We start from the raw sequence: 15,856 nt of genomic DNA on the forward strand, positions 1-15,856 counted from the left end.
GCCTGAAAACGCCCGGCGAGTCGCCGGGCCGGCTGCCCCTTAATTGCTTGGCCCGTCTATTGGGCCTTTTTCCGTTTGTTACCTTGAGTTTTTGGAGTGGATATGAAGACCCGTCCGTTAGCAATCGCCTGCCTGACAGCCTTAGTGCTGGCCGGCTGCGGTGAAAGCAGCAGCCAGCGCCAGGGCAGCCAGTTCGGTACTCCTGAGCCTGGCCCCGAGACCGATTTCAATCAGAACCTGTTGCTGCAAAGCCTGGTGGACAATGCCCTGATCCCAACCTACAGCAACGTCGTTCAGGCCAGCGAAACCGCACTGGCAAGGGTTACTGCCTACTGTGAGGGCGAGATTGAGCAGAATGCAAGCCGGGACGAAAGCAAGGAGCAGGCCCGTGAGGGCTGGCGGCATCTGATGGACAGCTGGCAGCAAGCCGAGATGATGCAGATAGGCCCCCTGCTGGATAACAGTGGCAGTCTGCGAAACCGTATCTATTCCTGGCCCAATACCAGCGGCTGCGCTGTGGATCAGGATGTAATGCTCTCGCGTCAGGACGGCTACAGTATTGACAGCCGCACCAACAGTCGCCGGGGCCTGGATGCGTTGGAATACCTGCTGTTTAACGACAACCTGAATCATAGCTGTACACAGGCGGGCACGGCCCCGGTAGGTTGGGATGGGTTAACCGAGGCCGAAAGGCGGGTGGCTCGTTGTGAGTACGCGATTCTGGTGTCCGAGGACATACGGAGCAATGCCCAGGTCCTGCTTGATGCCTGGCAGGGAGATGCGGGGTACGGTTCGGTGCTCAGGGACGCCGGACTGCCCGGTAGTGCTTTTGCCACCGCCCATGAGGCCGTCAATGATGTATCCGATGCCCTGTTTTACCTTACCGAAGTGACCAAGGACGCCAAGCTGGCCACGCCGCTTGGGATTCTGCTCAACGATTGTGGTGTAGTGCCCTGTGCGGCCAATGTGGAATCCCCCTGGGCCGGTCATTCGTTGCAGAATATTCATAACAACCTGCTCGGATTTCGCCGCCTGCTGCAGGGTGGCGATGATGCCGACTCTGCCGTCGGCTTTGACGACTACCTGCTGGATGTGGGCGATGCGGACACGGCCAGCCGCCTGCATCAGGATCTGGCTCTGGCCATGGAACTGACCCTGGCCTTTGGCGGTACGCTGGCCGAGGCCCTGGAACAAAATCCGGAGCAGGTGCGTGAGCTGCATGGCCAGGTCAAAGCGGTGACCGACACCCTCAAAGCAGATTTTATCAACAGCCTGGCACTGGAATTGCCGGCCACCAGCGCAGGGGATAATGACTGATGTTTAAGCCCCGTTATTCAATGCTGTGGTTGAGTATGGCCAGCCAGCTGGCGCTGGCGGATGATGCCGCGACACCCCCACAGGGAATCGAGCGTTACAGTGTCATTGGGTCGGACCAGCGGCTTTCAGCCAACGCCGGTTCCGTCACCCTGATTGACGAACTGACGCTGGAAAAATACGAATACGATGATATTGCGCGCATCCTGGCCACCGTTCCGGGCGTCAATATCCGCGTCGAAGACGGCTATGGCCTGCGACCCAATATCGGTTTTCGTGGTGTCACTCCTGAGCGCAGCAAGAAAATCAATATCCTTGAAGACGGCGTACTGATAGGGCCCGCTCCCTATTCGGCGCCGGCAGCTTACTACTTCCCCATGATGAGCCGGATGACAGCGGTAGAAGTGACCAAGGGCCCCGGCGCCATTCAGTATGGCCCCAATACAGTGGCCGGCACCCTGAACCTGGTCACCCGGCCGTTGCCGGCGGGACGGGAAGGAGGCCTGGATCTTAGCCTGGGTACGGACAGCTACGGCAAAGCGCACGGCTACTATGGTGATAGCCTCGGCGATTTCAGTTACCTGCTCGAAGGACTGCATGTGCAGACCGAAGGTTTCAAAGAGCTGGACGGCGGGGGCGATACGGGTTTCGAGAAAAATGATCTGATGGCCAAATTAGGCTGGGACAGGGACAGTGGCGACATCCGACAGCGCCTGGAGCTGAAACTGGCCTACGCCGACGAAACCTCAGATGAAACCTATCTCGGGCTGACCGATGCGGATTTTGCCGCTACTCCTTATCGTCGTTATGCGGCCAGCCAACTGGCGAGGATGGACTGGGAACACAGCCAGGTGATGCTCAGCCATCATCTGGAAACGGATAGCTTTAACCTGACCACTCGCTTGTATCGAAATGATTTTGAACGCAGCTGGTTTAAGCTCAACGGATTTGCCAGTTCCCAGGGGGGCCAGGTGCCCAGCCTGCAGGAAGTCTTGCAGGAGCCGGGCAACGAGCTTTACCAGCCCTATTACCAGGTGCTGACCGGCACACAGGACTCGGGTATTCGCGAGATTCTGGTACTGGGGGATAATGCCAGGGAATACTATTCCCAGGGGCTGCAACTGGATCTGGGCTGGTCGCTGGCATGGGGTAGCCTGACCCATGAGCTCGAAGCCGGCACCCGAATTCACCAGGATCAGATTGAACGTAATCATACCGAAGATCATTATCTGATGCGTTCGGGCCGGTTGGAGAGTACCGGTGAGGAAACGCTGGCCACTACCACTGACAGGGAAGAAACTCAGGCTATCTCGGTGTATCTGCAGGACAGAGTGCGCCTGGGTGACTGGACTTTGACGCTGGGCATCCGCGGGGAGCATATCGAAGGGGACTATCAGAACCGGGCGCCGGGCCAGGAACAGAACTGGCAAAGCAAGACCCATAGGATCTGGCTGCCCGGCGCCAGTGTGTTTTACGATCTGACCGGCAATTCTGGCCTGCTGTTTGGCGTGCATAAAGGTTTCGTGCCCACCAGTCCCTTGCAGGATGTGCGCATCCGTCCTGAAGAGAGTGTTAACTATGAAGCGGGCTGGCGCTATGCCAGCAACGGCACCCGGGCTGAGCTTATTGGCTTTTTCAACGATATAGAGAACCTCAAGGAAAGCTGCTCCTTTTCCACCTCTGCCAGTTGTGTGACCCAAGGCAACCTGGATCAGGATTACAATGGTGGAGCGGTGGATATTTATGGCCTGGAAGCCAGTGTGCAAAGCTACGTCAAACTGAACGGCGAGCTGACACTGCCCTGGTCACTGGTCTATACCCACACCCAGGGAGAGTTCAAAACCGATCTGGACTCGGATTTTGAGATGTGGGGCCAGATTCAGGCCGGTGATGAACTGCCCTACCTGCCGGATAATGTGTTGACCCTGAGTTTTGGTCTGTCGGCGAACCGCTGGCAGGTATCGGTGCTGATCAATTACCTGGGCGAGATGAAAGAGGCGGCGGGCGAGGGGGTGACCCTGTCCGGTGTAACAGTCGACGCCCATACTCTGGTGGATTTAAGTGCCAGTTATGAGTTGGACACCAACAGCACTGTCTATATTAAAGTGGACAACCTGTTCGATGAGGCGGAAATTGCCAGTCGGCGACCTTACGGCGCAAGACCCACCAAACCGCAACAGGCCTTCTTAGGATATAAATACCGGTTCTGAATATGGGCATGCTTGAGTGGTTGCAACTTGGCCTGGACGATTTGATGGCGCTACCCGGTTATCTGCTGGATTCGGGTAAGCGCATCTACCTGCCTTACCTGCTGGGCGGCCTGCTGCTGGCCGTACCGGCCTTCTGGTTCAGATATCGCCGTTTTGCCCCGGGGGATTTTGTTCGCTACTTGTTTCATCCCAGAATCTGGGGGCATGCCTCAGCCAGGCAGGATTACTGGCTGTTTTGCTTCAATGCACTGCTCAAGGGCTTATTTTTAGCTCCGCTGGTGCTGACCATGGTTCCCGTTGCCATGGGCTTTTCTGCGGGCCTGGAAGAGATTTTCGGTCAGATCCGGCCGGTCAGTGACCACCAGACAGTGGTGATTGCCAGCTTTACTCTGCTGCTGTTTCTACTGGATGACGTTACCCGCTTCCTGCTGCATTACCTGCTGCATAAAGTGCCTTTTCTGTGGGATTACCATAAGGTCCATCATTCGGCCAAAGTGCTGACGCCCATGACCATTTATCGCACCCATCCGCTGGAAAGTTACCTCTATGCCTGTCGGATGGGCCTGGCTCAGGGCCTGGCGGTGGGTCTTGGTTATTATTTGTTTGGCCCGACCTTAAGCATGGTGGACGTACTCGGCGCCAACCTCTTTGTCTTTGTATTCAATGTGCTTGGCGCCAACCTGCGCCATTCCCATGTGTGGCTGCCCTTCGGCGATCATCTGGAAGGCATCTTTATCAGTCCGGCGCAGCATCAGATTCACCACAGCGATCATCCGGATCACTATGACCGCAATCTGGGTTCAGCCCTGGCCATCTGGGATCGGCTGGCTGGCACCCTGATTAAATCCTCCCAGGTTGGCCGTATTCGTTTTGGCGTGGGCAAACACTTTACCGGTCATGACCGTCTTCACAGTCTCTATCTGGAGCCATTTTCACAGAACTGGCAGCGGTTTAAGGCTTTGCGTAAACGCCGGGGCGTGACGCTTGTTGAAGGGGCCAAGGTGTGAAGTATCTGATGCTGGTCGCGCTGCTCTGGCCGGGTTTGGCTCTGGCCTGGGGCGAGAAAGGCCATCGCACGGTGGCGCAGATTGCCTGGGCCAGTCTTACGCCGCAAGTGAAAAGCCAGGTCGGGGATCTGCTCCAGGCCAAAGGATTTACTTCCCTGGCCGAGGCGGCTGTGTGGCCGGATTTGGTCAGGGAAATGAAACTCGATGCCTATGCTCACACCGGCCCCTGGCATTATGTCAATCTGCCCCGAGGCGCCCAGAGCTATGATGCCAAACGGGACTGCAGCCGCCCCTGTATTGTCAGCGCCCTGGCGCAGAACCTGGCTGCCATGCATAAGGGAGAATTGGCCGAACGGGCAGAGGCCCTGGCCTTTGTCGTTCACCTGGTGGGCGACCTGCACCAGCCCCTGCATGTCAGCTTTGCCGATGACAAGGGGGGCAACGAGTACAAAGTGACAATTGGCCAGGAAGAGGTCAATTTGCATTACTACTGGGACGTGCTGGTCCTCAAAGGTACGCCGGCGGCGGACAAGCTGGCGGCCAGCTTGGGTGCTGGTGTCAAACAACAGGAACGTCTAATGTGGCAGGTTGCCTCGGTGAATCAGTGGCTGGGGGAGTCTTATCGCATCACCAGGGGTATCTATGCCTCTGCCCCAAAACACATCACGTCAGCCAGGTTGAGAGAAGATAAGCAGCTTGCGCTGCAGCGCCTGATCCAGGCTGGGCTCCGGCTAGGCTATTTGCTTAACCAGCAAATCCGGGTCGTGAAATAAAACGCGTTTTTGCTGATCTCTGTTTCTGTCCCTGCGTAACAGGAATAACAGAACAGGGAGGAGCCCGCCATGAAGTTTGCCATTGTCGGTGCAGGAATGAGTGGATGTCTGCTGTGTAGCTATCTGACTGCCGCCGGCCACCAAGTCACTGTTTTTGAAAAGTCCCGGGGGCCAGGTGGGCGCAGCTCAACCAAGCGCACCGACTGGGGCAGCTTCGATCCTGGCGCCTCATTTCTTCGCACCGCTGATCCTGACTTACTGGAACAGTTGCAGCCGCTGGAAGCGCTGGGCATTGTCCGCCCCTGGTCAGTTACACCCTACGATAAAACAGACTATTTCAGTGCCCAGCAAACCCATGACCAGTTTTTTGTATTTACGCCCGGTATGAACGCCGCCTGCCGCTTCTGGCTGCAGGGGGCCAGCTTGCTGAACTCCATACAGATTACGCATATGCAGGAAATGCCCAAAGGCTGGATGCTTTGGGATCAGCAGCAGCGCAAATTCGGCCTGTTTGATTACGTGGTGGTCACGGCGCCCTGGCCACAGACCCGACATCTGCTGAGCGAACATCTGCCGGATATTGCCGATACGAGGGAGACGGACTGGCTGCCATGCTGGAGTGTGGCCATGCAACTGGCCCGGCCCGTGACGGACGCGATGCCCGTCATCTACGCCCACCAACAACTTTTGCAACTTGCGGTGCTCGACAGCGCCAAGCCAGATCGTCAGGCAAAGAGGCAGATCTGGGTGGTGCAGTTTTCACACCCGGAGTCGGCCCGTCTGCAGTATACCGCTAAGGACGAGGTGGCCAGGCGTGCCGCCAGCGCACTGGGCGAGTTGCTGGAATTGCCCCCTCTGCAGGTCAGTCATTCCTATCAGCACTACTGGCGGTTTGCCCGCCTGTCCCCTTTGGGGCATCTGCCGGGGCTGATCCACGATCCTGAGCGCAGGCTGATGGGATTGGGCGACTGGAGCATGGGAGGCTCGTTGCCCTGTGTTTTTAAAACAGCCCACAAAGCAGTAAAAGCACTATATGATTCAATAGCTTGATTAACCCCTTCCGGTGAACATGTTGGTACGACCCGGCATATTTCTGTTAGGCTTTAGTGAAAAGCAGCAAAGGATAGGAATATGGCTTCCTGCTCGCAATGCCAGTGCGACTCAGCACTGGATTTTGATATTGCCATGGCTTTTCAGCCTATTATTGATGTGCGTACCGGTGAAATATTCGCTCATGAAGCCCTGGTCAGGGGCCCAAAAGGGGAGGGGGCCTGGAGTATTCTGTCCAGGGTAACCGATGATAACCGCTATAGCTTCGACCAGACCTGTCGGGTAACCGCTATTCGTATCGCCAGTGAACTTGGCTGCGACACCCGGTTGAGCATCAACTTTCTGCCCAACGCCGTGTATGAGCCCGAGGCCTGCCTGAGGGAAACCCTTAAAGCGGCCCATCAGCACCGGTTTCCCCGGGAAAAGATTATTTTCGAGGTCACAGAGCACGAAAAAGTAGATACGGCCAAGATCGTGGAAATTTTCAGTACCTATCATGCCAGGGGGTTTCTGACTGCCATCGATGACTTTGGTGAAGGCTATTCTGGCCTGAACCTGCTGGCTCAGTTTCAACCGGATATTATCAAACTGGATATGTACCTGATCCGCGGCATTGACAGCAATCCGGTCAAGCAGGCGATTTTCAACGGCATGGCACTGACCGCCAGTCAGCTCAATATTCTGCTGCTCGCCGAAGGGGTGGAAACCAAAGGCGAATTTGAGTATCTGAAGCAGCACGGCGTCAGGTATATGCAGGGCTATTACCTGTGTAAGCCCAAATTTATGGCCCTGGCCAGTATTGAGGAGACCATGCTTGATAGCTAGATTCAGACGCTGGGTTCAGGATAACCTGGCCCAACCCGAGCAAAGCCAGTCCCAGTTGCAACTGGATTTGGCCACTGCAGTACTCTATTGCGAAGTCGTCAGGGCTGACAATGAGTTGGGCGAGACCGAACTTGCCCTGATGCAGGATCTGCTGACAGCGCAATTCAGTTTGTCCGAACAGCAGGCCAAATCATTGCTGGAAAGTTCTTCCGAACAGGTTGAGCATGCCGCCGATCTGGTCAGCTTCACCCGCCTTATCCATGAGCAATGCACCCACGATGAGAAAATTCGCATCGTCGAACACTTATGGCAACTGGCCTATGCAGACGATCATCTGGATCCCCATGAAGAGCATATGATCAGACGAATAGCCGATTTGCTGTATTTGTCCCATGGTCAGTTTATCCAGGCCAAACTCAAAGCCCAGGAAGGCGCAATACTCTCCTGAGCCGTTCAGCTCTCCACCTCTTTCATTCGCCAGGTGCAAAGGGCGCCACTTAAGCCCATCAGGCCCAGGAACAACACCACGGTGGGGACTGACCAGGTGGCGATCGCTGCCGTAATGCCGCCCATGGTTAACAGCAGCACGCCAATGACGCTGTTGCTGACCGAGACGTAATCGGTACGTTTTACTCCCCCTGCCATATCCACCAGGTAGGTTTGCCGGCCGATGCGCACCCCGGAATGGGCCACACTCAGAACGAAGTAAAAAAGTGCATAGAGCCAGGACTGCTGGAAGGGGGTGAAGATTTCGACCGTAAACAGCCCCAGACAACAAAGTGCAGCGATCAATCCGCCTCGCAGCATCACCTTCCGGCTGGAATCATCCGCCAGAAAGCCCCAGATGCTGGCTGACAGGCTGGCGCCCAGGCTGCTGGCCAGCAAAAACGCGCCGAAGGTGGCCGGGTCGCTGTCTTTTTGTTGCGCCAGCAACAGGATAAACGGCGCTGACAGGGCGGAGCCCATCAACAGCGCCCGGGACAGCACGAAATGGCGGAATTCCGTATCGGTTTTCAGCAAAGAGAGATTTTTAATCCCTTCACTTAGGGCGTTCCTGCCGCCTGAGGTTTCCCCCGGTTGCTCTTCCACCAGCATAAAAATTACTGCGGCAAACAGCCACAGCAGCCCGGCGAACAATAGCAGCAGGTTGTAGAAGGTAACGGTGGGATCTTCCTGGCCGGCGAAGAAGGCCAGACTGATGGCGGCGGTGATGATGCCGGCCACCGTGCTGGCGATACCCGACAGCCGTCCGCGGCGCCGCTTGGGAATGGTCTTGCCCTGGATATCCTTGACGGTGACCGAACAGAGGCCGCGGGCCAGGCTGAACAGGGCCAGCAGCACTACCACTGTCACCCCAGCCTGGGTACCCGGCAGCATCCAGATGGCCAGGGCCATGCTGATCACACAACTGCCCTGGATAGCGCTGCCGAGCAACCAGAAGCCCTTGCGTTTGGGGTGGCGGCGCACCCAGGCACCGATGGCAAGTTGAGGAATCAACGAGCCGGACTCGCGTATGGGCACCAGCAGGGAAATCAGTGCTGCCGGCGCGCCAATGGCGCCCAGCAGCCAGGTAAGAACGATTTTGGGCGAGGCGCACAGATCGCCGAGCTTGGTTAGCACCAGGCTGGCGCAGATGGCCAGAAAGTTTCCGGGTACCTGCCGGCAGACGTCATCGGGCAGGTCCTTGCAGGCGCGTGCCTCGTCCTCACCTTCTACAATCTGATACAGGCTGTGGGCGCCGGGAATTTGCTTCATGCTGCGTCCATTCAGTGGTTTTATCTAAGTCTATGGACTTAAGCGAATTTTTAAAGGCTGGATCGGGATCAATGATTCAGCGCAGGAATTCTGCCAGACTAGCCAAACATCACAGCATTGGGATCCATCTATGTATACCGCCTTGCCCAACCGGCCCGACTGGCAGGCACTGCTCAAATCCGGCAGCCGGATTTTTCTTGGCTCCAATGCCGCGGTGCCCAACGGCCTGATAGACGATCTGATTGCCCGCGCCCAGGGGCTGCATGATATTGAGGTGGTGCATATTAACACCCTGTCCGAGAGCCGCTGGGTGGAGCCCCAGTACAGCGAGCTGTTCAAGGTCAATACCCTGTTTATCAACGGCGACAAGATCCGCAAGGCCGTAGCCGAAGGGCGGGCCGATTATACGCCCTGTTTTTTGTCCGAAGTGCCGTCTCTGTTCGAGCAGGATATTCTGCCGCTGGACGCGGCACTGGTCATGGTCAGCCCGCCGGACAAGTACGGCTATTGTTCGCTGGGGGTGGCGGTGGATGTGACCCTGGCGGCGGTGCGTAAGGCCCGCCATGTGATAGCCCAGATCAATCCCATGATGCCGCGTACCAGCGGATATTCCCATATCCATGTGTCTGAACTCTCCGCCTGCCTGGAGTTGCCCCAGGTGCTGCCGCAGCTGCCGGAGTTTGAACTGGACAAGAAAACCGAGCGGATTGGCCAGTACGTGTCCATGCTGGTGGAAGACGGCGCTACCTTGCAGCTTGGCGTGGGTAAGATCCCCAATGCGGTGTTGCGCTATCTGCAGAATCACAAGGATCTGGGCGTGCACAGCGAACTGATTACCGATGGCATTATCGATCTGTTGTCCAAAGGGGTAATCAACAACCGACGTAAAACCTTTCATCCGGGTAAGACGGTGACCAGTTTCTGTTTGGGCAGCAAGGCCCTGTATGATTTTGTCGACGGCAATCCCCATGTGGAGTTTTATCCCAGTGACTATGTGAATTCCCCCTCCAACATTGCCCGCAACCACAAGATGGTGGCCATCAACAGCGCCCTGGAGGTGGATCTGACCGGCCAGGTGGTGGCGGATTCCATCGGCTATCAGTTTTACAGCGGCATTGGCGGCCAGGTGGATTTTATCCGCGGCGCAGCCATGGCCCCGGGGGCAAGCCCATTATCGCCATGCCTTCCACTGCCAGAAACGGTACCCTGTCGCGTATTGTGCCCACCATTACCGAAGGCAGCGGGGTGGTCACCTCCCGCGGTCATGTGCATTATGTGGTCACCGAATTCGGGGTGGCCTCACTCAAAGGCCGCAGTATCCGCGAGCGGGCCCTGGAGCTTATCCGTGTCGCCCATCCGGATTTTCGCGCCGACCTGCTGGCCAAAGTACGGGAGCATTACTGGGTGCCCCATTATCAGAAAGACTACCCCCGTGAAGTGCCGGAGCTGGGACCCATCAGCGTCAAGACCCTGCATATCGATAACCAGCCTTTTGACCTACGCCCCCTTAATCCAGCGGATGAGCGGCGTCTGCAGGAGTTTTTCTACTCTCATACCAAGGAAACCCTGTTTTACCGCTACAACCACTATCCGACCCAGATGACCCGGGAAAAATCCTGCAGCCTGGTCAGCGTCGATCAGAGTCGCGATCTGGCCCTGTGTATCGTGCGCCAGCATGGCTCGGTGTCAGAGATCCAGGCAGTGGGGCGTTACTATCTTTCGGCCGATGGCCAAAGTTGCGAGGTGGCCTTTGTTACCCGCGAGAAATATCATGGCAAGGGCATGGCCAGACAGTTGCTGAGTGAGATGATCAAAATAGCCGGTCAACGGGGCATCAGCCGGATGCTGGCTTATGTGCGGGCCGATAACAAGAATATGCTGCGGGTATTTGAAAATGCCGGATTCCGGCGGCAGGCCAGTGAAGATCCATCAGAGGTGAACCTGCAATTATTATTGGAGCAAGAGCAATGAGCCTGGTTTTTATCAGCCACCCGGATTGCGGCCTGCATGATGTGGGCAACGAGCATCCCGAAAGCCCCGAGCGTCTGGACGCCATCAACGACAGGCTGATTGCCTCGGGCCTGGATTTTTCCCTGCTCCGCCACCAGGCAGGGCAGGTCAGCCGCGAACAACTCTACCGGGTGCACGATAAAGCCTATGTAGACAGGATTTTCGCCACCACCCCGGAGCATGGCATGGTGCACCTGGATCCCGACACCCAGATGATGCCCCGGAGCCTGGACGCGGCCCTGTACGCAGCGGGTGCCAATATCGATGCGGTGGACTGGGTGATGCAGGGCAAAGCCAGCCAGGCCTTTTGTGCCGTACGCCCCCCCGGCCATCACGCCGAGCGGAGCAAGGCCATGGGCTTCTGTATCTTTAACAATATCGCCGTGGCAGCGGCCCATGCCATGGAACAGTATGGTCTGACACGCATCGCCATTGTCGATTTCGACGTACACCACGGCAACGGCACCGAGGATATCTTCTTTAACGACAAACGGGTGCTGTTCTGCTCGTCCTATCAGTATCCCTTCTATCCCTACAATGTGGGCCCGGGCAACGAGCATATCCTCAACCTGCCGCTGCCTGCCGGCACCGACGGCGAGGCATTTAAAGAAGCGGTCAGCGACTGCTGGCTGGGCAAGCTGGATGCCTTTGCTCCAGAGCTGATCCTGATCTCCGCCGGCTTTGACGGCCACTACGAGGATGAGATGGCCCATTTCAAACTGGTGGAAACCGACTATGACTGGATCACCCGCGAGCTTAAAACCCTGGCCAATAAGCACTGCGATGGCAAGTTAGTCTCCAGCCTGGAAGGGGGGTATGCGTTAAGCGCCCTGGGCCGCAGTGTAACGGTGCATCTTAAGGCGATGATGGAGTAGGGCGGATGGACCTCAAGCCGATATTTATCCGCTGTTTGACCGGCAAGGCTTGCTGGTCAAGGTGGAGCTGCATTGTGGCTGCTTCAAGGTTTTTCCGTCATCTGTTATCTTGAACAGGTTAAGGCTGACAGCAACAGGATACAGGCATGACAAAGGGGTGGGTGGCTATTTTGGCTGCGGTGACGCTTATCTCCTGCAGCAGGGCGGATGATCGTGAACAACAGGTGGACAGGCTGTTTGCCGGGTATCAGGGCGACAAGCCGGGCGCGTCTGTGCTGGTGGTTCAAGAAGGCCAAGCCGTGCTGGTTAAGAGCTACGGGATGGCGGATCTGGAGCGGGGCATAAAGGTGACACCAGAAACCAACTTTCGGCTGGCCTCCATCAGCAAACAATTTACCGCTACCGCAGTGATGATGTTGGTGGAGCAGGGCAAGCTGCATCTGGAGGATAACCTCACCCAGCTTTTCCCAGGCTTCCCTGGTTATGGCGCGGAGATCACCTTGCGTCACCTGCTGCAGCATAACTCCGGTCTGATCGATTACGAGTCGCTGATCCCGGAGGATTTTACCGGCCAGGTCTCGGACCGCGATGCCCTGCGGATGATGAAGGAAACGGATCACACCTATTTCAAGCCCGGTACGCAATACCGATACAGCAATACGGCCTACGCTATGCTGGCGGTACTGGTGGAAGAGAGGAGCGGCCAGCCCTTTGCCGAGTTTCTGGACAGCCATATCTTCACCCCTGTAGGCATGGACAGTACGGTGGCGTATCAGAAAGGCATTTCAGAGGTACCGCATCGTGCCTACGGTTATCTTGTGGAGCAGGACAACGTTAGTTTCTCCGATCAAAGTACCACCAGCGCGGTATTAGGTGATGGTGGTATTTACAGCTCGGTACTGGACTATTTCAAATGGGATCAGGCTCTGTATACCGAGCGGCTATTGTCCCGGACATCATTGGCATCCATGTGGACCGGCAATTTCGGCGACTATGGCTTTGGTTGGCGGGTCGATACCCACAAGGGCCATCGGCGCCTGCACCATGACGGCAGCACCAGTGGTTTTCGCAATTATGTGCTGCGCTACCCGCAGCAGCAGACCACGGTACTGGTACTGACCAACCGCCGGGGACCGGATGTGATGCCGCTGGCCGAGCAGGTGGCCGGACTCTATCTGCCCTAGCCAACACTACCTGGCGATTACAACCATCGCAGGGAATGCTGAACTCAACAAAACTGCGTTCCAGTTGGTCGGTCCCAGCGGGGCAGTGAATATCGTCAACGCGGGTCAATACTCGCCTGCACAAATTGTCAGCCATGCTGAGGTGTTTTTTGACGATGAGGCCGCTTCTGGCGTTTCCGGTACTGGTCAGCGGTACCAGTCAGTCATTGTATAAAGGCATGAATATTTTCGGTGGTTGGACGCAGGTATTTGCCGACACCGCGAGGAAGCTCGCCTCCAATTTAGAAGGGGCTATGCCTTAAGCGCCCTGGGCCGAAGCGTGACGGAGCATCTAAGGTGATGATGGGGTAGGGGGTGGGCAACCCGACAACTTGCTGAGTTGGCCTGCCTGGAATGGAGCGTCTGCTGTTAGCCTACCGTGGCCACGGGTCTGGTCTTTTGCAGGCGGCGACGCAATGACGGGATCAGCGCCGGCACTTTACGTTTGTATTGGGCGTACTCAGGGTGAGCATCCTCTAAGTCCTTTTCCTCAAGTTTAATGCCGACCAGTATGTACGCTGTGGCACCAGCGGCAAACAGGGCGTGGGTCACGGTCATGGTCGGAGTGAACCATACAATGCCCAGCCAACCCACGTAGATTGGGTGGCGAACAATACGATAAAGGGTGGGGGTAACAAAACGCAGAGGCGCTGGCTGCCTGCGACGAAACGCTGCCCAGACCTGGCGCAGTCCAAACAAGTCAAAGTGATTGATCAGGAAGGTGGCGTACAGCAACAACCCCCAGCTTGCCAGGTACAGACTGTGCATCAGGCAGCGCGCCCACTGGCTGTCCATCTGCCAGAGGGTTCCGCCCATGGGGGACCACCCATACATTAACAGAGCCAGACACAGGGTCGACAGCAGTACATAAGTACTGCGCTCTGCCGCTTCAGGGATATAACGGGTCAGCCAGCGTTTGAAAGCCGGTCTGGCCATGCCGCTGTGTTGCACCGCAAACAGGGTCAGCAGCGCCAGGTTGGTCAGCAGCGCCATTGCCAGAGGCTGGGTGGGGGTGGAGTCGATGGAATGTGGTACCCACAGGTTACCGACAAAGCCGATGGAATACAGAAAGGTCACAAAGAACAAGCCGTAGCTTAACAGTCCATATCCCAGTATCAGAACAGGTTTCATAGTAGTCTCCCGGTGTTGGTTAAAGGTACGTCCTGCGACGTGGCCGGGAGTGTGGCCTATTGGGCCGATATGCACATGATCAGGTACCAACCATTCGATGACTTTTTCGTGACATGTTATTTTGTTTATTTAAATCATATGGTTAAGCATCATGGCTGGCGAAGCGCCTGGGCAGATAACACAGGCAGGCCCAGCCGGGCAGCGAGGGCAAAGAAACGCTCATCCTCGTACAGATTGTGCAGATTGACGCTGGAGTAGAGTTCAGAGAGCCCGGGATCGCCCTGACTGAATGCTTTGTCCAACCAGACAAAGGCCAGATCGAGTTGTTGCCACTGGGCATAGACTTCGGCTATCTGAAAGGCCGCACCTTCTGCATCGGTGGCAATCAATTCGTTGAGTGTTTTTTGCGCCTGGCCTTTACGATCCAAAAAATGCAGGGCCATAGCACTGAGTGACTGACGCAGATAGGCCAGCTCTTCCAGGGCAATCCATTGCAATGCCTCATTGTAGGACTGATGTCGGATATGCCAGTTGGTCTCCAGCCACGGGATATTGGCATCACCGGGATAGCGTTGTTTCATTTGCTCAAGCAGTTGTCTGGCTTGGTCAAGTTCATTTACCCGGATCAGGCGAATGATCAGGGAGGCTAAGGCGCCCGGCGATAGCGGATCCAGCTCCAGCGCCGTCCTGGCCTGTTGGATGGCCGCCCGGTGACGCCCGACCTTACTGAGAAATCGCCCATAGGCCGCGTGGGCGGTGGCACTGCCTGGCGCAGCCGCCAACGCCTGTTGAAAGGACGCGTCGGCCTGCTTGAAATCCCAGAAGTGCCGATATTGGATCTCGCCTATCTGCACAAAAGCATCGGCCAGATCCGGAGCCAGCAATACGGCCCGGTGGGCCAGGCTTAGCGCCTCGGGAAACCCCGCTTCGCGGGGGATATCCCCCAGGGTGGTCCTGGCCCGGATGACGGCTGCCAGGCCAATCAGCGCTTGGGGATAGTCGGGCTTAAGCTGCAGCGCCTGGCGATATAGTTGCTGTGCTTCTGTCAACTGCTGTCCGGAGCCGCCCTGGCGAAGGGCATTGGCCTGCAGGACCAGCAGATAGGCGCTGGAGTCCTGTTGTGTGACTGTCCCGGCGGATGGGGAGCCGGGCAGTTGATACTGCTCGGCCATCAGTTCAGACAAACGCGAGACGATGAATTGGGATATCTCATCATGGATGGCAAAGACGTTGTCAACCTGACGTTCATGTACCGCAGACCACAGGGATTTACCATCGGCTACCCGGACTAAGCGTGTATGAACCCTTACCTGCTCGCCTATTTTCTCCACACTGCCCGTCACAACCTGGGCCACCCCCAGCTTATCACCCATAGCCTGGGCATCCTGGTCCGATTCACCAGTATTGCTCGCTGACGCCAGGGCGATCAGCTTAAGGCCGCTGACCCGGCTCAGGGAGTCCGTGATGGTTTCGGTCAGACCCCTGGCAAAATAACTAAACTCACCGCCTTCGCTAAGATTGCTGTAGGGCAGAACCGCCAGTGACGGTGACAAGGGGTGACCTTCTCCCCAGATTTAACACCATGACTTTGATGAGATTTCCAATAAACTGGAGCCAATGGAGATCTCAGAATGAAAAAACGTTATACCGAAGAACAAATCATCAAGGCCATTAAGCAGCATG

Annotated in this window: 13 protein-coding genes and 1 pseudogene; 11 read left to right on the top strand and 3 right to left on the bottom strand. The window is 56.6% G+C overall.

Annotation, left to right across the window (positions count from 1 at the left end):
• Window positions 1–102 precede the first annotated feature (102 nt).
• The 7 genes from J0A66_RS16280 to J0A66_RS16310 all read left to right on the top strand — a co-directional run bounded on the left by J0A66_RS16280 (window position 103) and on the right by J0A66_RS16310 (window position 7,627).
• Window positions 103–1,317: an imelysin family protein gene (locus J0A66_RS16280; protein WP_206574905.1), complete on the top strand. Its 1,215-nt coding sequence runs from the start codon at window positions 103–105 to the stop codon at window positions 1,315–1,317.
• Window positions 1,317–3,524, top strand: coding sequence for a TonB-dependent receptor family protein (locus J0A66_RS16285; RefSeq protein WP_206574906.1), 2,208 nt, complete (start codon window positions 1,317–1,319; stop codon window positions 3,522–3,524). Before J0A66_RS16280 ends, J0A66_RS16285 begins: the two co-directional genes overlap by 1 nt.
• A gap of 8 nt (window positions 3,525–3,532) precedes the next feature.
• The gene (locus J0A66_RS16290; protein ID WP_206574907.1) at window positions 3,533–4,531 is read left to right on the top strand and encodes a sterol desaturase family protein; all 999 of its coding nucleotides are present in this window, start codon (window positions 3,533–3,535) and stop codon (window positions 4,529–4,531) included.
• Window positions 4,528–5,304: a S1/P1 nuclease gene (locus tag J0A66_RS16295; RefSeq protein WP_206574908.1), complete on the top strand. Its 777-nt coding sequence runs from the start codon at window positions 4,528–4,530 to the stop codon at window positions 5,302–5,304. Before J0A66_RS16290 ends, J0A66_RS16295 begins: the two co-directional genes overlap by 4 nt.
• A 69-nt stretch (window positions 5,305–5,373) precedes the next feature.
• Entirely contained in the window at window positions 5,374–6,354 is a 981-nt protein-coding gene (locus J0A66_RS16300; RefSeq protein WP_206574909.1) for an NAD(P)/FAD-dependent oxidoreductase, read from the top strand.
• An 81-nt stretch (window positions 6,355–6,435) separates the two neighbouring features.
• Window positions 6,436–7,179 (top strand): EAL domain-containing protein, encoded by a 744-nt coding sequence (locus tag J0A66_RS16305; protein ID WP_206574910.1) that lies wholly within the window; start codon window positions 6,436–6,438, stop codon window positions 7,177–7,179.
• The gene (locus tag J0A66_RS16310; RefSeq protein WP_206574911.1) at window positions 7,169–7,627 is read left to right on the top strand and encodes a tellurite resistance TerB family protein; all 459 of its coding nucleotides are present in this window, start codon (window positions 7,169–7,171) and stop codon (window positions 7,625–7,627) included. Before J0A66_RS16305 ends, J0A66_RS16310 begins: the two co-directional genes overlap by 11 nt.
• 5 nt (window positions 7,628–7,632) lie before the next feature.
• Here the strand turns inward: J0A66_RS16310 and J0A66_RS16315 are convergent, their stop codons facing one another.
• The gene (locus J0A66_RS16315) at window positions 7,633–8,934 is read right to left on the bottom strand and encodes an MFS transporter (protein WP_206574912.1); all 1,302 of its coding nucleotides are present in this window, start codon (window positions 8,932–8,934) and stop codon (window positions 7,633–7,635) included.
• Window positions 8,935–9,064: 130 nt separating this feature from the next.
• Between J0A66_RS16315 and J0A66_RS16320 the strand changes: the two are divergent.
• The 4 genes and pseudogenes from J0A66_RS16320 (at window position 9,065) to J0A66_RS16335 (ending at window position 13,305) form a co-directional block, all read left to right on the top strand.
• Window positions 9,065–10,905: pseudogene (locus J0A66_RS16320) on the top strand (GNAT family N-acetyltransferase).
• Entirely contained in the window at window positions 10,902–11,819 is a 918-nt protein-coding gene (locus J0A66_RS16325) for a histone deacetylase family protein (RefSeq protein ID WP_206574913.1), read from the top strand. Before J0A66_RS16320 ends, J0A66_RS16325 begins: the two are co-directional and overlap by 4 nt.
• A 146-nt stretch (window positions 11,820–11,965) precedes the next feature.
• Window positions 11,966–13,003, top strand: coding sequence for a serine hydrolase domain-containing protein (locus J0A66_RS16330; RefSeq protein ID WP_206574914.1), 1,038 nt, complete (start codon window positions 11,966–11,968; stop codon window positions 13,001–13,003).
• 155 nt (window positions 13,004–13,158) lie between these two features.
• Complete coding sequence (locus J0A66_RS16335) at window positions 13,159–13,305, top strand: hypothetical protein (protein ID WP_206574915.1); 147 nt, start codon at window positions 13,159–13,161, stop codon at window positions 13,303–13,305.
• 106 nt (window positions 13,306–13,411) lie between these two features.
• Here J0A66_RS16335 and mddA read toward each other — a convergent pair whose 3' ends face one another.
• Window positions 13,412–14,173: a methanethiol S-methyltransferase gene (gene mddA, locus J0A66_RS16340; RefSeq protein ID WP_206574916.1), complete on the bottom strand. Its 762-nt coding sequence runs from the start codon at window positions 14,171–14,173 to the stop codon at window positions 13,412–13,414.
• 149 nt (window positions 14,174–14,322) lie between these two features.
• Window positions 14,323–15,726 (bottom strand): tetratricopeptide repeat protein, encoded by a 1,404-nt coding sequence (locus tag J0A66_RS16345; protein ID WP_206574917.1) that lies wholly within the window; start codon window positions 15,724–15,726, stop codon window positions 14,323–14,325.
• Between the last annotated feature and the right edge of the window lie 130 nt (window positions 15,727–15,856).

It is taken from the genome of Bowmanella dokdonensis (assembly GCF_017254865.1).
GTDB classification, from domain to species: Bacteria; Pseudomonadota; Gammaproteobacteria; order Enterobacterales; family Alteromonadaceae; genus Bowmanella; species Bowmanella dokdonensis.

Bases quoted from the DNA above. Each gene is read 5' to 3' on its own strand.
- J0A66_RS16280 (WP_206574905.1), top strand. From the start codon at position 103: ATGAAGACCCGTCCGTTAGCAATCGCCTGCCTGACAGCCTTAGTGCTG.
- J0A66_RS16285 (WP_206574906.1), top strand. From the start codon at position 1,317: ATGTTTAAGCCCCGTTATTCAATGCTGTGGTTGAGTATGGCCAGCCAG.
- J0A66_RS16290 (WP_206574907.1), top strand. From the start codon at position 3,533: ATGCTTGAGTGGTTGCAACTTGGCCTGGACGATTTGATGGCGCTACCC.
- J0A66_RS16300 (WP_206574909.1), top strand. From the start codon at position 5,374: ATGAAGTTTGCCATTGTCGGTGCAGGAATGAGTGGATGTCTGCTGTGT.
- J0A66_RS16305 (WP_206574910.1), top strand. From the start codon at position 6,436: ATGGCTTCCTGCTCGCAATGCCAGTGCGACTCAGCACTGGATTTTGAT.
- J0A66_RS16315 (WP_206574912.1), bottom strand. From the start codon at position 8,934: ATGAAGCAAATTCCCGGCGCCCACAGCCTGTATCAGATTGTAGAAGGT.
- J0A66_RS16325 (WP_206574913.1), top strand. From the start codon at position 10,902: ATGAGCCTGGTTTTTATCAGCCACCCGGATTGCGGCCTGCATGATGTG.
- J0A66_RS16330 (WP_206574914.1), top strand. From the start codon at position 11,966: ATGACAAAGGGGTGGGTGGCTATTTTGGCTGCGGTGACGCTTATCTCC.
- J0A66_RS16335 (WP_206574915.1), top strand. From the start codon at position 13,159: ATGAGGCCGCTTCTGGCGTTTCCGGTACTGGTCAGCGGTACCAGTCAG.
- mddA (WP_206574916.1), bottom strand. From the start codon at position 14,173: ATGAAACCTGTTCTGATACTGGGATATGGACTGTTAAGCTACGGCTTG.